This is a genomic window from Stenotrophomonas maltophilia, from assembly GCF_900186865.1.
GTDB classification, from domain to species: Bacteria; Pseudomonadota; Gammaproteobacteria; order Xanthomonadales; family Xanthomonadaceae; genus Stenotrophomonas; species Stenotrophomonas maltophilia.
In genome coordinates, this window is the sequence record NZ_LT906480.1 from 4,503,114 (window position 1) to 4,519,735 (window position 16,622).

Consider the following 16,622-nt stretch of genomic DNA (forward strand, 5'->3'; position numbering starts at 1 on the left):
CCCCGCTGCTGCGGTGGGCCGCACGATGAACCTGTCCGGCCCCTTCATCCGCCGCCCGATCGGCACCGCGCTGCTGGCCATCGGCCTGTTCATGGTCGGCCTGATCTGCTACCTGCGCCTGGGCGTATCGGCACTGCCGAACATCGAGATCCCGGTGATCTTCGTGCACGCCAGCCAGTCCGGCGCGGATGCGGCGACCATGGCCTCGACAGTCACCGCGCCGCTGGAGCGCCACCTCGGCCAGCTGCCGGGCATCGACCGCATGCGCTCGTCGAGCTCGGAAGGCAGCTCGCTGGTGTTCATGATCTTCCAGAGCGGCCACAACATCGATTCGGCCGCGCTGGACGTGCAAACTGCGATCAACTCGGCGCAGGCCGACCTGCCTTCGGGCATGGGCTCGCCGATGTACCAGAAGGCGAATCCGAACGACGACCCGGTCATCGCCATCGCGCTGACCTCGCAGACGCAGTCGGCCGACGAGCTGTACAACGTCGCCGACTCGCTGCTGGCCCAGCGCATCCGCCAGATCAGCGGCGTTGCTTCGGTCGACATCGCTGGCGCTTCGACGCCGGCGGTGCGTGTGGACGTCAACCTGCGCCTGATGAACGCGCTCGGCCTGACCGCCGACGACCTGCGCAACGCCGTGCGCGCGGCCAACGTGACCTCGCCCACCGGCTTCCTCAGCGACGGCAACACCACTACCGCGATCATCGCCAACGACTCGGTGGCGCGTGCCGCCGACTTCGCCGACCTGGTGGTCAAGACCCAGGGCGATGGCCGGGTGATCCGCCTGAAGGACATCGCCAACGTCTACGACGGCCAGCAGGATGCCTACCAGGCCGCGTGGTTCGACCACAAACCGGCGGTGGTGATGTACGTGTTCACCCGAGCCGGCGCCAACATCGTGGAGACCGTGGACCGGGTCAAGGCGCAGATCCCGACCCTGCGCGATTACCTGCAGCCCGGCACCACGATGACGCCGTACTTCGACCGTACGCCGACCATCCGCTCGTCGCTGCATGAAGTGCAGATCACCCTGCTGATCAGCCTGGCGATGGTGGTGCTGACCATGGCGCTGTTCCTGCGCCGGCTGGCACCCACGCTGATCGCTGCGGTGACCGTGCCGCTGTCGCTGGCCGGTGCCGCGCTGGTGATGTACGTGATGGGCTTCACCCTGAACAACCTGAGCCTGCTGGCGCTGGTGATCGCGATCGGCTTCGTGGTCGACGATGCGATCGTGGTGATCGAGAACATCATGCGCCACCTCGACGAAGGCATGCCGCGGATGCAGGCGGCGCTCACCGGCGCGCGCGAGATCGGCTTTACCATCGTCTCGATCACCGCCTCGCTGGTGGCGGTGTTCATCCCGCTCCTGTTCGCCAGCGGCATGATGGGTGCGTTCTTCCGCGAATTCACCGTCACCCTGGTGGCGGCCATCGTGGTCTCGATGATCGTCTCGCTGACGCTGACTCCGGCGCTGTGCAGCCGCTTCCTCAGCGCACACGACCACAGCGCGCCGCCGTCGCGCTTCGGCCGCTGGCTGGATGCCGGCCATGAGCGCATGCTTCGCGTCTACACCGTGTTCCTCGACTTCTCGCTGCGCCACGCGCTGCTGCTGTCGCTGACCCCGCTGATCCTGATCGGCGCCACCGTCTTCCTGTTCGGCGCGGTGAAAAAGGGCGCGTTCCCGCCGCAGGACACCGGCCTGATCTGGGGCCGCGCCAATTCCAGCGCCACGGTGTCCTTCGAGGACATGGTCGCCCGCCAGCGCCGCATCACCGACATGCTGATGGCCGACCCTGCGGTGAAGACCGTGGGCGTGCGCCTGGGCAGCGGCCGCCAGGGCTCCAGCGCACAGTTCAACATCGAGCTGAAATCGCGCAGCGATGGCCGTCGCGAGACCACGGCGCACGCACTCGCACGGCTGAGTGCCAAGGCCGACCGCTACCCCGACCTGCAGCTGCGCCTGCGCGCGATCCAGGATCTGCCCAGCAACGATGGCGGCGGTTCCAGCCAGGGCGCGCAGTACCGCATCTCGCTGCAGGGCAACGACCTGGCATCGCTGCAGGAATGGCTGCCCAAGCTGCAGGCGGAGCTGAAGAAGAACCCCAAGCTGCGCGATGTCGGTACCGACGTGGACAACGCCGGCCTGCGCCAGAACATCCAGATCGACCGCGCCAAGGCCGCACGCCTGGGCATCACCGTGGGTGCCATCGACGGTGCGCTGTACGGTGCGTTCGGCCAGCGCCAGATCTCCACCATCTATTCGGACATCAACCAGTACAGCGTGGTGGTCAACGCCCTGCCCTCGCAGACCGCCACCCCCGCCGCGCTGGACGAGGTGTACGTGCGTGCGCGCAACGGCGACATGGTGCCGATCACCGCGGTGGCCACGCAGATGCCCGGCCTGGCCCCGTCGCAGATCACCCACGAGAACCAGTACACGACGATGGACCTCAGCTACAACCTGGCTCCGAACGTGAGCATGGGTGAGGCCAAGGCGATCATCGACGCGACCGTGGCCGGCATGCGCATGCCTGGTGACATCCGCCTGGCCGATGATGCGGGCTTCGGCTTCAACTCCGACCCCAGCGACATGCTGATCCTGGTGTTTGCCGCGATCCTGACCGTGTACCTGGTGCTGGGCATGCTGTACGAGAGCCTGATCCATCCGGTCACCATCCTGTCCACGCTGCCGGCGGCGGGCGTGGGTGCACTGCTCGCGTTGTTCGGCACCAACACCGAGTTGTCGGTGATCTCGATGATCGCGCTGGTGCTGTTGATCGGCATCGTCAAGAAGAACGCGATCATGATGATCGACTTCGCGCTGGTGGCGCAGCGCGAGCATGGCCTGGCACCGCGCGATGCCGCGCGCGAGGCCAGCATCGTGCGCTTCCGCCCGATCATGATGACCACGATGGTGGCGATCCTGGCGGCGGTGCCGCTGGCGATCGGCCTGGGCGAAGGCTCCGAACTGCGCCGCCCGCTGGGCATCGCGATGATCGGCGGCCTGCTGTTCTCGCAGAGCCTGACCCTGCTCAGCACGCCGGCGCTGTACGTGATCTTCTCGTGCCTGGCCGAACGCTGGCGGGCACGTCGCGCACGCAAGCGCGAAGCGAAGCTGCTCAAGCGCGCGCAGCGTGCGTAGAACGGCCCATCCACGCATGGCGTGGATCTAAGGGTAGAGCCGGCCGCTGGCCGGCTTTCTTGGTACGGCAAATCTGCCGGCCAGCGGCCGGCACTACCGCGGTGGTCCGCCCTCCATATTTCACGCGCACCCCGCAATAATGGTGGGAGATCCTTCCGCCGAGCCTGCATGCCCGCCCGCCAATCCCGCCTCAGCCGCCTGTGGGCCCACGAGAAGGCCAGTTACGGCCTGCGCGTGCTCATCGCCCTGACCGCAGCGCTTGCCGTGTGCTGGCAGCTGGATGCGCTGACCGCCCTGCCCGGCGTTTTCCTCGGCATCATCGCCAGCGCCATCGCCGAGACCGACGACAACTGGTGGGGCCGGACCAAGGCGGTGGCGCTGTCGCTGCTGTGTTTCTGCATCGCTGCGGCGTCGGTGATCTGGCTGTTCCCCTGGCCGTGGATCTTCATCGGCGCGCTGGCACTGTCCACCTTCGGCCTGACCCTGCTGGGCGCGCTCGGCGAGCGCTACGCATCCATCGCCCAGGCCACGGTAACGCTGGCGATCTACACCATGATCGGGCTGGAGCAGCACGGTGCCAGCGACCTGCACACCGCGCTGCAAGCGGTCAGCCACCTGCTGGCGGGCGCCGTCTGGTACGGACTGCTGTCGATCCTGTGGACCGCACTGTTCGCCAACCGACCGGTGCGCGAGCGCGTGGCGCGGCTTTACATCGAGCTGGGCCGCTACCTGCAGCTGAAGGCCGCCCTGTTCGAACCGGTACGTGAGGCCGACCTGCAACGCCGCCAGCTCGACCTGGCCGAGCAGAACCGGCGCGTGGTCGGCGCGTTGAACGAGGCCAAGACCGCGATTCTCGCCCGCTTCGGCCGTTCCGGGCGGCCGGGCGTGAACTCCGGCCTGTACCTGCGCCTCTATTACATGGCACAGGATTTCCACGAGCGCGCCAGTTCCTCGCACTACCCTTACGGCGCCCTGGTCGATGCGTTCTTCCACAGCGACGTGCTGTACCGCTGCCAGCGCCTGCTCGATCTTCAGGGCCAGGCCTGCGCGCGCCTGGGCGAGGCGATCCGCCTGCGCCGCCCGTTCGTGTATGGCGAAACCAACCAGCAGGCCGGGCGCGACCTGGCCGATGCGCTGGCCTACCTGCGCGACCAGCAGCGCCCGCAGTGGCAGCGACTGCTGGGTTCGCTGGACCTGCTGGTGCACAACCTGCGCAGCATCGAACGCCGCCTGCTGGACGCCGAACGCTCCGAGGCCAGCCTCGACAATGTCGATACGCGCCTGCGCGACAGCAACCCGCATACCCTGCGCGAGATGGGCGTGCGCGTGCGCCAGCAGCTCACGCCCGGCTCGGTCCTGTTCCGCCACGGCCTGCGCATGGCATTGGCGCTGATCGCCGGTTTCGCCGCGATCCGTCTGTTCAATGCGCAGAACGGCTCGTGGGTGCTGCTGACCATCGTATTCGTGTGCCGGCCCAACTTCGGCGCCACCCGCCAACGCCTGGCGCAGCGCATCGTCGGCACCGTGGCGGGCCTCGTGCTCACCTGGGCGCTGCTGCAGTTGTTCCCGCAACTGCACGTGCAACTGCTGATCGCGCTGCTGTCGGCGCTGCTGTTCTTCTTCACCCGCACCGACCGCTACCTGGTGGCATCGGCGGCGATCACGGTGATGGCCCTGACCTGCTTCAACCTGATCGGCGATGGCTTCGTGCTGATCGTGCCGCGCATGGTCGACACGCTGCTGGGCTGCGCGATTGCCGCTGCCGCCGCGTTCCTGATCCTGCCCGACTGGCAGGGCCGCCAGCTGCACCTTGTGCTGGCGCGGGTGCTGGATACCGCCGCGCGCTACCTGGATTCGGTGCTGGGCCAGTACCGCAGCGGCATGCGCGATGACCTGGCCTACCGCATCGCCCGCCGCGACATGCACAACGCCGACGCCGCGCTGTCCACCGCGCTGTCGAACATGCTGCGCGAACCCGGTCACGTGCGCCGCAACCTGGATGCCGGCTTCCACTTCCTGGCGCTGTCCAACACGCTGCTCGGCCATCTGTCGGCGCTGGGCGCGCATCGCGACCAAGTGGACAGCTTTGCTGGCGACCCGCTGGCATTGGCGGCCGGTGAGCGCGTGCGCAAGGCGCTGCAGCAGCTGGCCTCGGCCCTGACCGCACGGCAGCCGGTCAACGAGGACGACAACGACGCTGATCGCGCGGTGGCGGCCGAACTGGAGCAGATCGACGAGGCGATGCCGGCGAAGCTGCAGTTGATCCGCACGCAGATGGCGCTGGTGCTGCGGATGCTGCCGAAGGTGCGGGCGGCGGCGAATGAGGCGGTGCGCACGCTCACCTGAAGGCCGGCGCCGGGCAGGGCCTGGCGCGACCCGCAGTCCATCCACGCATGGCGTGGATCTACTGCACCGTGTGCAACCGTGTGTTGCGCCTGGCGCTGCATCCCGATCACGGTCCTGCGCGGATACTGGGTGATCCCCTGCTCCTGGACTCCCCCCATGAAGATCGAACTCGCCGGCCGCACCGCGCTCGTTACCGCTTCCACCGCCGGCATCGGCCTGGCGATCGCCCAGGGTCTTGCCGCGGCGGGTGCGCGGGTCATTCTCAACGGCCGCAGCACCGACAGTGTCGAACGCGCCCGCCAGCGCCTGCTCGCCACCGTTCCAGGTGCCGAGGTGATCGGCGTCGCCGCCGACCTTTCCGATGCAGCCGGTGTCGATGTGCTGCTGGCCGGCCTGCCCAAGGTCGACATCCTGGTCAACAACGCCGGCATCTTCGGCCCCGAGGACTTCTTCGAAACCGAAGACGCCACCTGGGAGCGCTACTGGCAGACCAACGTGATGTCCGGCGTGCGCCTGTCGCGGGCACTGCTGCCGGCGATGGTCGACGCCGGCTGGGGCCGCGTGCTGTTCATCTCCTCCGAATCGGCACGCAACATTCCCGCCGACATGATCCATTACGGTGTCAGCAAGACCGCGCAGCTGTCGCTGTCGCGCGGCCTGGCCAAGCGCGTGGCCGGCAGTGGCGTCACCGTCAACGCGGTGCTGCCCGGCCCGACCCTGTCCGACGGTTTCGCGGCGATGTTCGAAGATGAACGCCAGCGCAGCGGCAAGCCGCTGGAGCAGATCGGCCGCGAGTTCGTGATGGCACACCGGCCGTCTTCGGTGATCCAGCGCACCGCCACGGTCGAGGAAGTGGCCAACATGGTGGTGTACCTGGCCTCGCCGCAGGCTTCCGCCACCTCCGGTGCAGCACTGCGCGTGGATGGCGGCGTGGTCGACGATATCGTCTGAGACCATCGACAGGTGTGCGGACCAACGGTCCGCACCCACAGGTCCGCACCCACAGCGGATAGGCAGGAATGCTAGGCTGCGCCGGTCAAGGAGGTTCCATGTCCGGTCACAACCAGTTCGCCCTGCTGCGCCAGCGCCGTTTCCTGCCGTTCTTCGTCGTCCAGGCGCTGGGTGCGTTCAACGACAACGTGTACCGGCAGGCGATCATCGGCCTGTTGTTTTATCTGGGCGTTTCGGAGGAGCAGCGTTCGCTTTACACCACGCTGGCGCCAGCCATCTTCATCCTCCCGTACTTCCTGTTCTCGGCGCTGGCCGGGCAGATCGCCGACAAACTGGAAAAATCGCGGCTGATCGTGATCACCACCACCATGGAGATCGTGATCATGTCGATGGCGGCTGTCGGTTTCGTTACCGAGAACCTGCCGTTCCTGCTGGTCGCGCTGTTCTGTACCGGCATGCAGTCGACCCTGTTCGGCCCGGTGAAGTACTCGGTACTGCCCTCGGTGCTGAAACCCGAGGAACTGACTGGCGGCAACGGCCTGGTCGAGATGGGTACTTCGATCTCGATCCTGTCCGGCATGATCATCGGCGGCTCGGTGTTCCTGCTTGCGGGGAGCCACGGCCCGATCGTGGCCGCCACAGCGGTGATCGTTCTAGCCATCTGCGGCAACATCGCCGCGCGCCTGATCCCCAAGGTCGACGCCGGCGATCCGAACCTGAAGATCAACTGGAACCCCCTGCCGGAGTCGCGGGTCGTGCTGCGCATGGCACGGCAGCAGAAGGCGGTGCGCAACGCCATCCTCGGGGTGTCCTGGTTCTGGTTCGTCGGCACCGTGCTGACCTCGCAGCTGCCCAACTACGCGTTGGCCAACCTCGGCGGCGAACCCAAACTGTATCTGTTCGCCCTGGCCCTGTTCTCGGTCGGCACCGGCGTTGGCTCGCTGCTGTGCGAGAAGCTGTCGGCGCGCACGGTGGAAATCGGCCTGGTGCCGCTGGGTGCGTTCGGCATGACCGCGTTCCTGCTCGACCTGTACTTCGCGCGCAGCGGCGAGGCGACGGTGCACGGGTTGACCATCGGCACCTTCCTGCAGCAGCCCGGCAGCATCCGCATCGTCATCGACCTGATCGGCATCGGCCTGTTCACCGGTATCTTCGTGGTGCCATTGTTCGCGCTGATCCAGAGCCGCACGCCGAAGGCGCAGATGTCGCGCGTGTTCGCGGCGCTGAACATCCAGAATTCCGGCTTCATCGTCGGCGCAGCCCTGTTGTCGCTGGCCGCGCACAAGCTGCTGCACTGGACCATCCCGCAGCAGTTCCTGGCACTGGCCATCGCCAACGCGCTGGTGGCGATCTACATCTTCACCATCGTCCCCGAATTCCTGATGCGCTTCCTCAGCTGGCTGATGGTGCGCACCCTGTACCGGCTGCGCCCGCACGGCATCGAAGCCAACGTGCCCGACGAAGGCGCCGCGCTGCTGGTCTGCAACCATGTCAGCTACATGGACGCACTGATCCTGTCGGCGACGATTCCGCGTCCGGTGCGCTTCGTCATGTACTACAGGATCTTCAACATCCCGGTGATGCGCTGGATCTTCCGTACCGCCAAGGCGATCCCGATCGCCGGTGCGCGCGAAGACCCGGCGCTGATGCAACGCGCGTTCGATGACATCGACGCCGCGTTGGCCGAAGGCGAGCTGGTCTGCATCTTCCCGGAAGGCGCACTGACCAAGGATGGTGCAATCGCCCCGTTCAAGTCCGGCGTCGAGAAGATCCTCGAACGGCGGCCGGTGCCGGTGGTGCCGATGGCCCTGCGCGGCATGTGGTCGAGCATGTGGAGCCGGCGCGACAGCCGCCTCGGCCGCATGCGGGTGCCGCGCCGTTTCCGAGCCACCGTCGAGGTAGTGGCGGCACCGTCCATGGACGGCCACACCACCAACGCCCAGGCGCTGGAAGCCCAGGTGCGGGCCCTGCGCGGCGATCACGCCTGACAGAATCGGACTGACAGGCAGGCCCGGCAACCTCCCCCGCATACGCCACCGTCCAGTGGCGAACACGACATGCCGTGCGTGTAAACGCATACATGCAACGCCGGTTGCGGTAGATTACGCACCCACAGGGGGGAGGTTCGGCCGATTCACCAAGGCCGGCCACCAAGGAATGGAGTCTCGCTTTGAATCAACCACCACCGCTCAGCCGTCCGGTCTACATCCCCAACCATCTGGTCTGGGCGATCCTGACGACGCTGTTCTGCTGCCTGCCGTTGGGCGTGGTGTCGATCGTCTATGCCTCCCAGGTCGATGGCCGCCGCGCGGCTGGCGATCTGCCGGGGGCCTACAGCGCGTCGCGCAAGGCGGGCTGGTGGGCAGTGGCTTCGGCCGTGGCCCTGCCGGTCCTGTTTCTGTTGTGGCTCGGGCTGTTCGGCGGCTTGGCCGTACTGGGCGCTCTTTCCGACCAATGATTCACCACCACCACCCATCAAGGAGCTTGAACCCATGAATACCGCTACTCCGCAGGTCCCGAACAACCTGGTCTGGGCCATCCTGACCACCCTGTTCTGCTGCCTGCCGGCCGGCATCGTGTCGATCGTCTACGCCGCACAGGTCAACGGCAAGCTGGCCGCCGGCGACATCGCCGGCGCCCAGGACTCCGCCGCCAAGGCCAAGAAGTGGGCCATCTGGTCGGCCATTGCCTGGGCCGTGCTGGTCGTGCTGTACGTGCTGTTCTTCGTCGTGCTCGGCGGCATGGGCGCGATGAGCAACAGCGGCTACTGATACGCCTGGACGGATCCGGCGCCTGCGCCGGATCCGTTGTTGCATGTCCGCGCTTCCCGCTCGTTCCCGACTCGCCCGCTGGGCACCGCTGCTGGCTTCCGCCGGCCTGGCCGTGGGTGCCACGGTGGTGCTGCGCAACGTCAATCCGTATGTCGCCGGCAATCCACTGCCGAGCTGCCCGCTGTACGCCCTGACCGGCCTGTACTGCCCGGGCTGTGGCAGCACGCGCTGCCTGTATTCCCTGGTCCACTTCGACCTGCCCGGCGCGATGGCGATGAACCCGTTGCTGGTCATCAGCCTGCCGTTCCTGTTGTTGATGCTGCTGAACATCGCCGGCATCCGCCCACGCGTGCTCGACCCGCTGATGCGGGTACTGGCCAATCCCACGTTCTGGCTCTGGGTGCTGCCCGGGTACGCGCTGTTGCGCAACCTGCCGTGGGCACCGTTCACCGCGCTGGCACCGGTCTAGGTTTCCAGCCAACGGCGCAGCCCCTCGTGGTGGGCGGCGTTCGTCGATCATGGGGTTGGCCGGGTGGGTGGGCTGCGCAGGGGCCGCTGCAAGTACGTCCATGTAAGCTCGGTCGCCGCATCCATGCGGCTCACGCCCCTGCGCAGCCCACCCACCCGGCCACGGACAGTTTCCGTGTGCGTCCACCACGGAAAAGAAAGAGAAGATCAAAAGCGGATCGCTTCGCTCTGCATCCACGCATGGCGTGGATCTACCGTGTCGACCAAGGTCGACACCCACCGGCAGTCGCAGTTGACCCACCGTCACCGGGAAACTGTCGGGGGTGGGGCGGTGTGGGGCTGCAGGACCGTTGGCGCCATGGATGGCGCCATCGAGCCCCCACGGACGGGTTTACGGCGTGTCCTGCAGCCCCACACCGCCCCGCCCAACCCGCAGCAATCCTGCTGTTGCTGTTGCTGTTGCTGTTGCTGTTGCTGTTGCTGTCGCCTCTGCAGGTGCAGGGCTGCAAGCCCTGCCAAAACACCTACGTCACCCAGCCTGCAATCACCAGCAGGGCGAGGATCGCCAGCCACAGCAGCAGCATCCGCCACACCAGGCTCATCGCATCACGCAGGTCCGGCAACCGCTGCCACACCGGCAACAGCCCCGCCTCGGTGTAGTCGTGCGCATCCTCGCGCAGTTCGGCGTTGACGCTGGCCCGCGCCACCGCACCCAGGAACCCGGTGTTGCCGGTCAGGCGCTCGCCATGGGCCTGGCGCCACGCCTTCCACGCCGTATCGAAGTTGCCCACCAGCGCCATCGAGAACGCCATCAGCTGTGCCACCGGCCACTCAATCCAGCCCAGCAGCCGCTGCGCCAGCGCCAGCGGCTCCACCGGCACGCGGGCACGCATCGGGCTTTCCGCCATCAGCGCCAGCAACCGGTAACCGAGCGCGCCAGCCGGGCCCAGCAACAGGAACCAGAACAGCACCGCGAACCAGCGCCGCAGTGCGTTGAGCACCGTCGCCTCGACCAGTGACGGAATGTCCTCGCGCAGGCTGCCGCCGGCAGACTGCAGGTTGCGCACTGCAGCCTGCCGCGTCGCCGCATCATCGGCATCGATGATGGCCTCGATATCGCGGTCCAGGTCACGCGGGCCCCAGCACCAGGCCAGCACCGCCACGCCCAGCAGCAGCGACGGCAGGCCGAACAGCACCCCGCGCAACAGCCACGCCAGCAGCGCCATCAGCAACAGCGGCGGCAGCAGGGCCAAGGCAACGCCGGCCGGTCCCTGCCAGGCCTTGCCACCACGCGCATCCAGCCAGCCCAGCCAACGCCGGAAACCGTCGAAACGGCGCAGCGAGGCAGCAGCGGCCGGAGCAACATGGCCCAGGGCCAGTGCCACCAGCACGGCGGCCAGAGTGGTGAACATGGCGGGTCTCCCTACGAAACAGAACGCTCGGCGCCGCTACCTTACCTGTCGCAGCGGCGCCCTCAGCGGTGAACCGGACTGTAACCCGTGCCGTGTTCAGGTGGCGGCAATGCAATCGCCCCAGCCGGCCCCTCTCAGCCCTTCTGCTGCCGGTACCAGTGCTCGATCAGGCCGCGCGAAATCGAGATCGGCGGCGACAGGCGGATGCCCTGGCCATCGTCCTCCACATCGCGCGCCAGTGCCGCGCCGACCTCGTCGGCACTGAACCAGCGCGCGTCTTCCAGCTCGCCGTCCACGGTCGGCAGGTCATCCTGCGCCTGCGCCCTGAAGCCGACCATCAGTGCGCCCGGGAACGGCCACGGCTGCGAGCCCAGATACTGGCAAGCGGTCACCCGCACCTTGCTCTCTTCGTGGACTTCGCGTACCACGGTCTGCTCGAAGGTCTCGCCCGGTTCGACGAAGCCGGCCAGCACCGAGTAGCGACGTGGCGCCCAGTTCGACTGGCGGCCGAGCAGCAGGCGGCCCTGGTTTTCAACCGCCACGATCACAGCGGGGTCGACACGCGGATAGTGCTCGGTGGAACACTGCGCGCAACGCCCCACGAAGCCGCCACGGGCAAACGCCACGGCACCACCGCATACCCCGCAGAAACGGGTGCGCGAGTGCCAGTAGGACATGCCACGTGCGTAGCTGAAAGCGGTCGCATCAGCCACCGACCACAGCAGGGCGGCCTGGCGCAGGTCGAGGCGACGTGGTGCGGTGACGGTGACGCTGGCGGCTTCAACCGAGAACCACGCTTGTTCCCCGCGCAGGCCGAGGAAGATCGCGGAGCCGGGACCGCCGCCGATGTCGGCGCCGGTCAGCGCCAGCGGCTGGTCGTCATCGCCGGTGAAGGCGCTGCCGTCCTGATCGAGCACCAGAATGTGCGCGCCCGGCCACAGGCGCGCCAGTGCATCGGCATCTTCGCGCAGGGCATCGGCGCGCTCCAGCGGTTCGCCCACGAAGGCGAAACCGGAAAGCGGCGAAGGAGTATTGGGCATCCTGCAAGCGTGCCGCCAATCGATGCGGGTGGCAAGCCGCGGGCTTTGCCGAAGCCATCTGTGGGTGTGGAGCTTGTGCTCCACACACCTTGTCGCGCGGGACGCAGGCCCCGCGCCCCGCCTACATGCTGAAGCTGCTGCCGCAGCCGCAGGTGGTCTTTGCGTTCGGGTTGCGGATCACGAACTGTGCACCGGTCAGGCTCTCGGTGTAGTCCACCTCGGCGCCCATCAGGTACTGCAGGCTCAACGGGTCGACCAGCAGGGTCACCCCGCTGGTCTGTACCGCCAGATCGTCCTCGGCACGGTTCTCGTCGAACTCGAACCCGTACTGGAAGCCCGAACAGCCACCACCTTCGATGTACACGCGCAGGGCCAGGTCGGGGTTGCCCTCTTCCTGGATCAGGGATTTGACCTTGGCGGCCGCCGACTCGGTGAAGTTCAGCGGGCGCTCCAGCGACTGGTAATCGGGCGCGGCGGCCGGGGTGGCGCCGGGCAGGGAGACTAGCGTGCTCATGGTGTCAGCATGGGGGTGCCGACGATGGCTTTCAAGCCATCGCCTCGGCCAGCTTGCGGCGCGCGGCGGTGTCACCCTTGCCGCCATTGGCCTCATCAGCTTCCGGGGCCGGCAGGGCGGCCATCGGGGCGCTGGCATGGATCAGGCGGCCGTTCAGCTGGGCGCCCGCATTCATCTCCACCACCTGGTAATGGACGTTGCCGTTGACCCGCGCGCTCGGGGTCAGTTCGACTTTCTCGCTGGCGTGCACGTCGCCGTCCAGGCGGCCACTGATGACCACCACCTGGGCACGGATCTCGCCCTCGATCACGCCATGCTCGGCGACCGTCAGGGTCGCGCCACTGGCGCCTTCGGCGGCGATCACCTTGCCATGGATGCGGCCTTCCACGTACAGGCCACCACTGAATTCCACATCACCGCGGATCACCACCTGGTTGCCGATCAGGGCATCCACCACCAGCTGGCCTTCACGGTTGGATTTGCTGCTTCCGAACATCTGCCTACTCCCCTTTGCTGGCCGGCGCACCGGCCTGTTTCCAGTCGAATACCTGGGTGGTACCCCCCGTACCACTCCCCAATGTCACCCGCACGCGTTGCGGGGTGAAGTCAGCCGGCAGCATCACGCTGCCGGTGAGCTGCTGGAAGTACCGGAACGAGTAATCCTGTCCCGGTACCTTGCTGCGCTGGTGCAGATCATCCCAGCTGATCGTGGCCAGCTTGCCGTTCTTGACGCCTTCCACGGTGAAGCGCATCTGCCCCTGGCTGATGGCGCCGCGGTTGAGGTTCTGGGTCAGCACCGCGGTGTACTGCCAGGTGCCGGCCGCTTCCGGGCTGAACTCGATCGAATGGGTGTTCAGGCCCTTGCGCTGGCTGGTCGAACCCACCAGGCGCTCATAGAAGGCAACGTCGGCACGCAGGCCGGCGATTTCCTCATCGCGCTCGGCCAGCGAGGACTGCACCTCGGTGTTGGCGGCGCGGCTGATGCGGTCGGAGGCTTCCAGCGTGGCCTGCTTCTGGCGCAGTTCGGTCAGCTGCGCCTGCAGCGTCTCGGCACGCTTCTCGGCGGCCTGCAGGCGCTGGCCCTGCGCATCGCGCGGGGTGGCCATCCAGCAGCCGCCGAGCACCGCCAGCACCAGGCTGAGCAGCCAGATGCCGCCGATCACCAGCAGGCGGCGGCGGTCGGCCGGCGGTTGCGGCGCGCCGGGCAGGCGGACCTGCACGCGCATGGGAGGACGGTTGGTCATGGGTGGATTCCGGGGCATCGCGAGGGCGACACCGGTACGGCCCCTGTGGCAAACGACGGGCTAGTGTATGACAGGACGGGTGGGTTTCCTGCGCAGTGGCGAGCCACGGTCTGTGGCGTTCAGGCATGCCATCGTCGATAGTGTGGTCCCCTGCACAGTTCCGTCGCCGGAGCATCGCCATGACCGAAGCCCACCTGTTCGTGATCGGCATCCTGCTGGCCTGGCTGGCCGGGATCCGCGTCTACCTCACCGTATTCGGTGTCGGCCTGGCCGGCCTGCTCGGCTGGGTCGACCTGCCACCGGCTCTGCAGGCCACTGAATCGTGGTGGGTGCTGGGCACCTCGGCGGCGCTGGCGGTGACCGAATTCTTCGCCGACAAGATTCCCGGCGTCGACTCGGCGTGGGATCTGGTGCAGACCCTGGCACGTGTACCCGCAGGTGCCTTCCTTGCCGCAGCCACGCTGTCGCCGGATGGGCAGCTGGGCACCGGCGCACTTGCTGCCGGTGCAGGTGTCGCGCTGGCCAGCCACGGCCTGAAGGCAGGCACCCGCGCCCTGCTCAATACCTCGCCCGAGCCTGCCAGCAACTGGGTGGCCTCCGCCGCCGAGGACACCGTGGTGGTCGGTGGCCTGGCCCTGGCCCTGGCACACCCGTGGATCGCGCTGATCGTGGTGCTGGCCTGCAGCCTGGCGGGTGCGCTGCTGGTGTGGCTGGTCTGGCGCACCCTGTGGAAGGGCGTGCGCTGGCTGGCACGCAGTGCGTCGCCCGACAGTCCACGCCAGCCCGGCACCGGTTGATCGCCGGGCTTGTCGCATAATGGACGCGAACACCAGGAGCACCGATGGCCGCAAACGAATCCCCCGCGGGCGCCCGCCCGGGACGCGCTGAAACCCCTCCGGCCGATCATTGGCAACGCTGGACCGCTGAACCGGCGAGCGCCGTCGCCGCAGCGCCGGCAGCGGTTCCGCCGCTGGCCGCCTCCGACGCACCCGCATCGATCGGCAGCGCACCGCCGCCGCTGCCCGGCCCATCCCTGCTGGCCGAGGCCGGCGGCAATGACCCGGCACCGCTGCACTCCGATTCACCCTACCGCGTGCTGATCGTCGAGGATGATCGCGCCCAGGCACTGTTCGCACAGAGCGTGCTGCATGGCGCCGGCATGCAGGCGATCGTGCACAGCGATGCCGACGGTGCGCTGCAGGCGATCAAGGAACATCGCCCCGACCTGATCCTGATGGACCTGCACCTGCCCGGTCTGGACGGCATGCGCCTGACCGCGCTGATCCGCCAGCAGCCCGGCCTGCAGCTGCTGCCCATCGTGTTCCTCAGCGGCGACCCGGACCCGGAACGCCAGTTCGAGGTGCTCGACAGTGGCGCCGACGACTACCTGAGCAAGCCGATCCGACCGCGCCACCTGATCGCTGCCGTGGCCAACCGCATCCGCCGCGCGCGGGCGCAGGCCGCAACCCTGCCCGGCGTATCCGGCACCCCGGCCACCAGCAATCCGGAAACCGGGCTGCCGACGCGGCATCACGTGTTGCAGCAGCTCAACGCCGCGCTCGCCCACCGCGACCAGGGCGGCGTGCTGTTCGTCGAGATATCCAGCGCACTGGGCCTGCGCGAGCGCTATGGCTATGCCGCCTTCGAGCGCCTGATGGTGCAGGCCGGGCAACGCCTGGCAGAAGCCGGCCACCCGCACCTGCTGGCGCGCCTGAACGACAACAGCTTCCTGCTGCTTGCGCGCAATGTCAGCGAGGACAGCCTGGAAGGCATTGCCGCTGCGCTGCGCGAGCAGTTGTCGGCGCGGGCCTTCGTGATCCGCGATGACGAATCGGTGCATCTGCGGGGCGTGGTCGGCTATGCACCGCTGTCGCCGGGCTTCGACGATGCCAACAGCGCGCTGGAGGCAGTCGAGCGCACCACCCTGCAGGCACGGTTGCTCAGCGCCGGCGTGGCCGGCCACGTGCACCGCGACGTGACCAGCGAGCAGGAACACCTGGCACTGCTGGAAGGCCAGCTTGAGCTGGCCTACCAGCCGATCGCCGCCGTCGCCGGCGGCAACACCGCGCAGTACCAGCTGCTGCTGCGCCTTCGCCAGGCCGACGGTACGCTGCTGGCGGCAGGCCAGGTGATTCCTGCCGCAGAGGCTGCCGGGCGCATCGCCGATCTCGACCAGCAGGTGATGGACCATGCACTGGGCCTTCTCGACCTTTACCGGCACGCGACGCAACCACTGAACCTGTTCGTTTCGCAGTCGCTGCGCACCCTGCAACGCGATGCGTTCGCGGATTGGCTGCTGGAATCGCTGCAGCAGCGCGACCTGCCCGGCAGCGCGCTGGTGATCGACGTCCGCCTGCCCGACGCGCTGATCCATACCGTGCCGCTACAGCAGTTCTGCCAGCGCATGGCCGGCGCCGGCGTGCGCTTCTGCCTGAGCCAGTTCGAACCCGGGGGCGAAGCCGATGCGCTGCTGACCCAGCTGCCGTTGTCGTTCGTGCGCATGGCCGCGCGCTTCTCCAGCAGTCATTCCAATCCGGCCACGCGCGAAGAGCTGCGCCGGGCAATCGAGCGGGCGCACGCCGCCGGGCAGCAGATCATCGGCCAGCAGATCGAAGATCCGCAGGCCGCCGCCGCGATGTGGGTGGGCGGTGTCGACTACATCCCGGGCAACATGGTGCAGTCGGCCGGCAGCGATCTGAACTTCGACTTCCACAACGCGGTGCTCTGA

Annotated in this window: 14 protein-coding genes; 9 read left to right on the plus strand and 5 right to left on the minus strand. The window is 67.7% G+C overall.

The features are described 5' to 3' along the window. Positions 1-25: 25 nt before the first annotated feature. From CKW06_RS21200 to CKW06_RS21230, 7 genes are all read left to right on the plus strand, one after another. Positions 26-3,148, plus strand: a complete 3,123-nt coding sequence (locus tag CKW06_RS21200; RefSeq protein ID WP_005414681.1) for an efflux RND transporter permease subunit — start codon at positions 26-28, stop codon at positions 3,146-3,148. A gap of 168 nt (positions 3,149-3,316) precedes the next feature. Then, entirely contained in the window at positions 3,317-5,494 is a 2,178-nt protein-coding gene (gene yccS, locus CKW06_RS21205; RefSeq protein WP_024958119.1) for a YccS family putative transporter, read from the plus strand. 156 nt (positions 5,495-5,650) lie between these two features. Continuing rightward, positions 5,651-6,445 carry an SDR family NAD(P)-dependent oxidoreductase gene (locus CKW06_RS21210; RefSeq protein WP_024958118.1) on the plus strand — a complete coding sequence of 265 codons (795 nt, stop codon included), beginning with the start codon at positions 5,651-5,653 and terminating at the stop codon, positions 6,443-6,445. Between the two features lie 98 nt (positions 6,446-6,543). After that, positions 6,544-8,433 carry an MFS transporter gene (locus CKW06_RS21215; protein WP_024958117.1) on the plus strand — a complete coding sequence of 630 codons (1,890 nt, stop codon included), beginning with the start codon at positions 6,544-6,546 and terminating at the stop codon, positions 8,431-8,433. A 182-nt stretch (positions 8,434-8,615) separates the two neighbouring features. Further along, the gene (locus CKW06_RS21220) at positions 8,616-8,903 is read left to right on the plus strand and encodes a CD225/dispanin family protein (RefSeq protein WP_024958116.1); all 288 of its coding nucleotides are present in this window, start codon (positions 8,616-8,618) and stop codon (positions 8,901-8,903) included. Positions 8,904-8,937: 34 nt separating this feature from the next. Then, on the plus strand, positions 8,938-9,216 hold the full coding sequence (locus CKW06_RS21225; protein ID WP_005411298.1) for a CD225/dispanin family protein: 279 nt from the start codon (positions 8,938-8,940) through the stop codon (positions 9,214-9,216). Positions 9,217-9,259: 43 nt separating this feature from the next. Then, positions 9,260-9,685, plus strand: a complete 426-nt coding sequence (locus CKW06_RS21230) for a DUF2752 domain-containing protein (protein ID WP_024958115.1) — start codon at positions 9,260-9,262, stop codon at positions 9,683-9,685. A 523-nt stretch (positions 9,686-10,208) separates the two neighbouring features. Here CKW06_RS21230 and ampE read toward each other — a convergent pair. The 5 genes from ampE to CKW06_RS21255 all read right to left on the minus strand — a co-directional run bounded on the left by ampE (position 10,209) and on the right by CKW06_RS21255 (position 13,894). Next, a complete protein-coding gene (gene ampE / locus CKW06_RS21235; RefSeq protein ID WP_005414686.1) occupies positions 10,209-11,096 on the minus strand; it encodes a regulatory signaling modulator protein AmpE in 888 nt (295 codons plus the stop codon). Between the two features lie 134 nt (positions 11,097-11,230). Further along, positions 11,231-12,136, minus strand: a complete 906-nt coding sequence (nudC, locus tag CKW06_RS21240; protein WP_005414687.1) for an NAD(+) diphosphatase — start codon at positions 12,134-12,136, stop codon at positions 11,231-11,233. Between the two features lie 121 nt (positions 12,137-12,257). Then, a complete protein-coding gene (erpA, locus tag CKW06_RS21245) occupies positions 12,258-12,650 on the minus strand; it encodes an iron-sulfur cluster insertion protein ErpA (protein ID WP_005411302.1) in 393 nt (130 codons plus the stop codon). 31 nt (positions 12,651-12,681) lie between these two features. Next, positions 12,682-13,146 carry a bactofilin family protein gene (locus tag CKW06_RS21250; protein WP_024958552.1) on the minus strand — a complete coding sequence of 155 codons (465 nt, stop codon included), beginning with the start codon at positions 13,144-13,146 and terminating at the stop codon, positions 12,682-12,684. 4 nt (positions 13,147-13,150) lie between these two features. Further along, entirely contained in the window at positions 13,151-13,894 is a 744-nt protein-coding gene (locus CKW06_RS21255; protein WP_005411304.1) for a DUF6776 family protein, read from the minus strand. Between the two features lie 179 nt (positions 13,895-14,073). Between CKW06_RS21255 and CKW06_RS21260 the strand changes: the two genes are divergently transcribed. Then, the gene (locus tag CKW06_RS21260; protein WP_005411305.1) at positions 14,074-14,691 is read left to right on the plus strand and encodes a DUF4126 domain-containing protein; all 618 of its coding nucleotides are present in this window, start codon (positions 14,074-14,076) and stop codon (positions 14,689-14,691) included. A 44-nt stretch (positions 14,692-14,735) separates the two neighbouring features. After that, the gene (locus CKW06_RS21265; RefSeq protein ID WP_024958553.1) at positions 14,736-16,622 is read left to right on the plus strand and encodes an EAL domain-containing protein; all 1,887 of its coding nucleotides are present in this window, start codon (positions 14,736-14,738) and stop codon (positions 16,620-16,622) included.

Excerpts from the sequence above, each read along its gene's own strand:
- CKW06_RS21200 (WP_005414681.1), top strand. The coding sequence starts at position 26 with ATGAACCTGTCCGGCCCCTTCATCCGCCGCCCGATCGGCACCGCGCTG.
- yccS (WP_024958119.1), top strand. The coding sequence starts at position 3,317 with ATGCCCGCCCGCCAATCCCGCCTCAGCCGCCTGTGGGCCCACGAGAAG.
- CKW06_RS21210 (WP_024958118.1), top strand. The coding sequence starts at position 5,651 with ATGAAGATCGAACTCGCCGGCCGCACCGCGCTCGTTACCGCTTCCACC.
- CKW06_RS21215 (WP_024958117.1), top strand. The coding sequence starts at position 6,544 with ATGTCCGGTCACAACCAGTTCGCCCTGCTGCGCCAGCGCCGTTTCCTG.
- CKW06_RS21225 (WP_005411298.1), top strand. The coding sequence starts at position 8,938 with ATGAATACCGCTACTCCGCAGGTCCCGAACAACCTGGTCTGGGCCATC.
- CKW06_RS21230 (WP_024958115.1), top strand. The coding sequence starts at position 9,260 with ATGTCCGCGCTTCCCGCTCGTTCCCGACTCGCCCGCTGGGCACCGCTG.
- ampE (WP_005414686.1), bottom strand. The coding sequence starts at position 11,096 with ATGTTCACCACTCTGGCCGCCGTGCTGGTGGCACTGGCCCTGGGCCAT.
- nudC (WP_005414687.1), bottom strand. The coding sequence starts at position 12,136 with ATGCCCAATACTCCTTCGCCGCTTTCCGGTTTCGCCTTCGTGGGCGAA.
- erpA (WP_005411302.1), bottom strand. The coding sequence starts at position 12,650 with ATGAGCACGCTAGTCTCCCTGCCCGGCGCCACCCCGGCCGCCGCGCCC.
- CKW06_RS21250 (WP_024958552.1), bottom strand. The coding sequence starts at position 13,146 with ATGTTCGGAAGCAGCAAATCCAACCGTGAAGGCCAGCTGGTGGTGGAT.
- CKW06_RS21255 (WP_005411304.1), bottom strand. The coding sequence starts at position 13,894 with ATGACCAACCGTCCTCCCATGCGCGTGCAGGTCCGCCTGCCCGGCGCG.
- CKW06_RS21260 (WP_005411305.1), top strand. The coding sequence starts at position 14,074 with ATGACCGAAGCCCACCTGTTCGTGATCGGCATCCTGCTGGCCTGGCTG.
- CKW06_RS21265 (WP_024958553.1), top strand. The coding sequence starts at position 14,736 with ATGGCCGCAAACGAATCCCCCGCGGGCGCCCGCCCGGGACGCGCTGAA.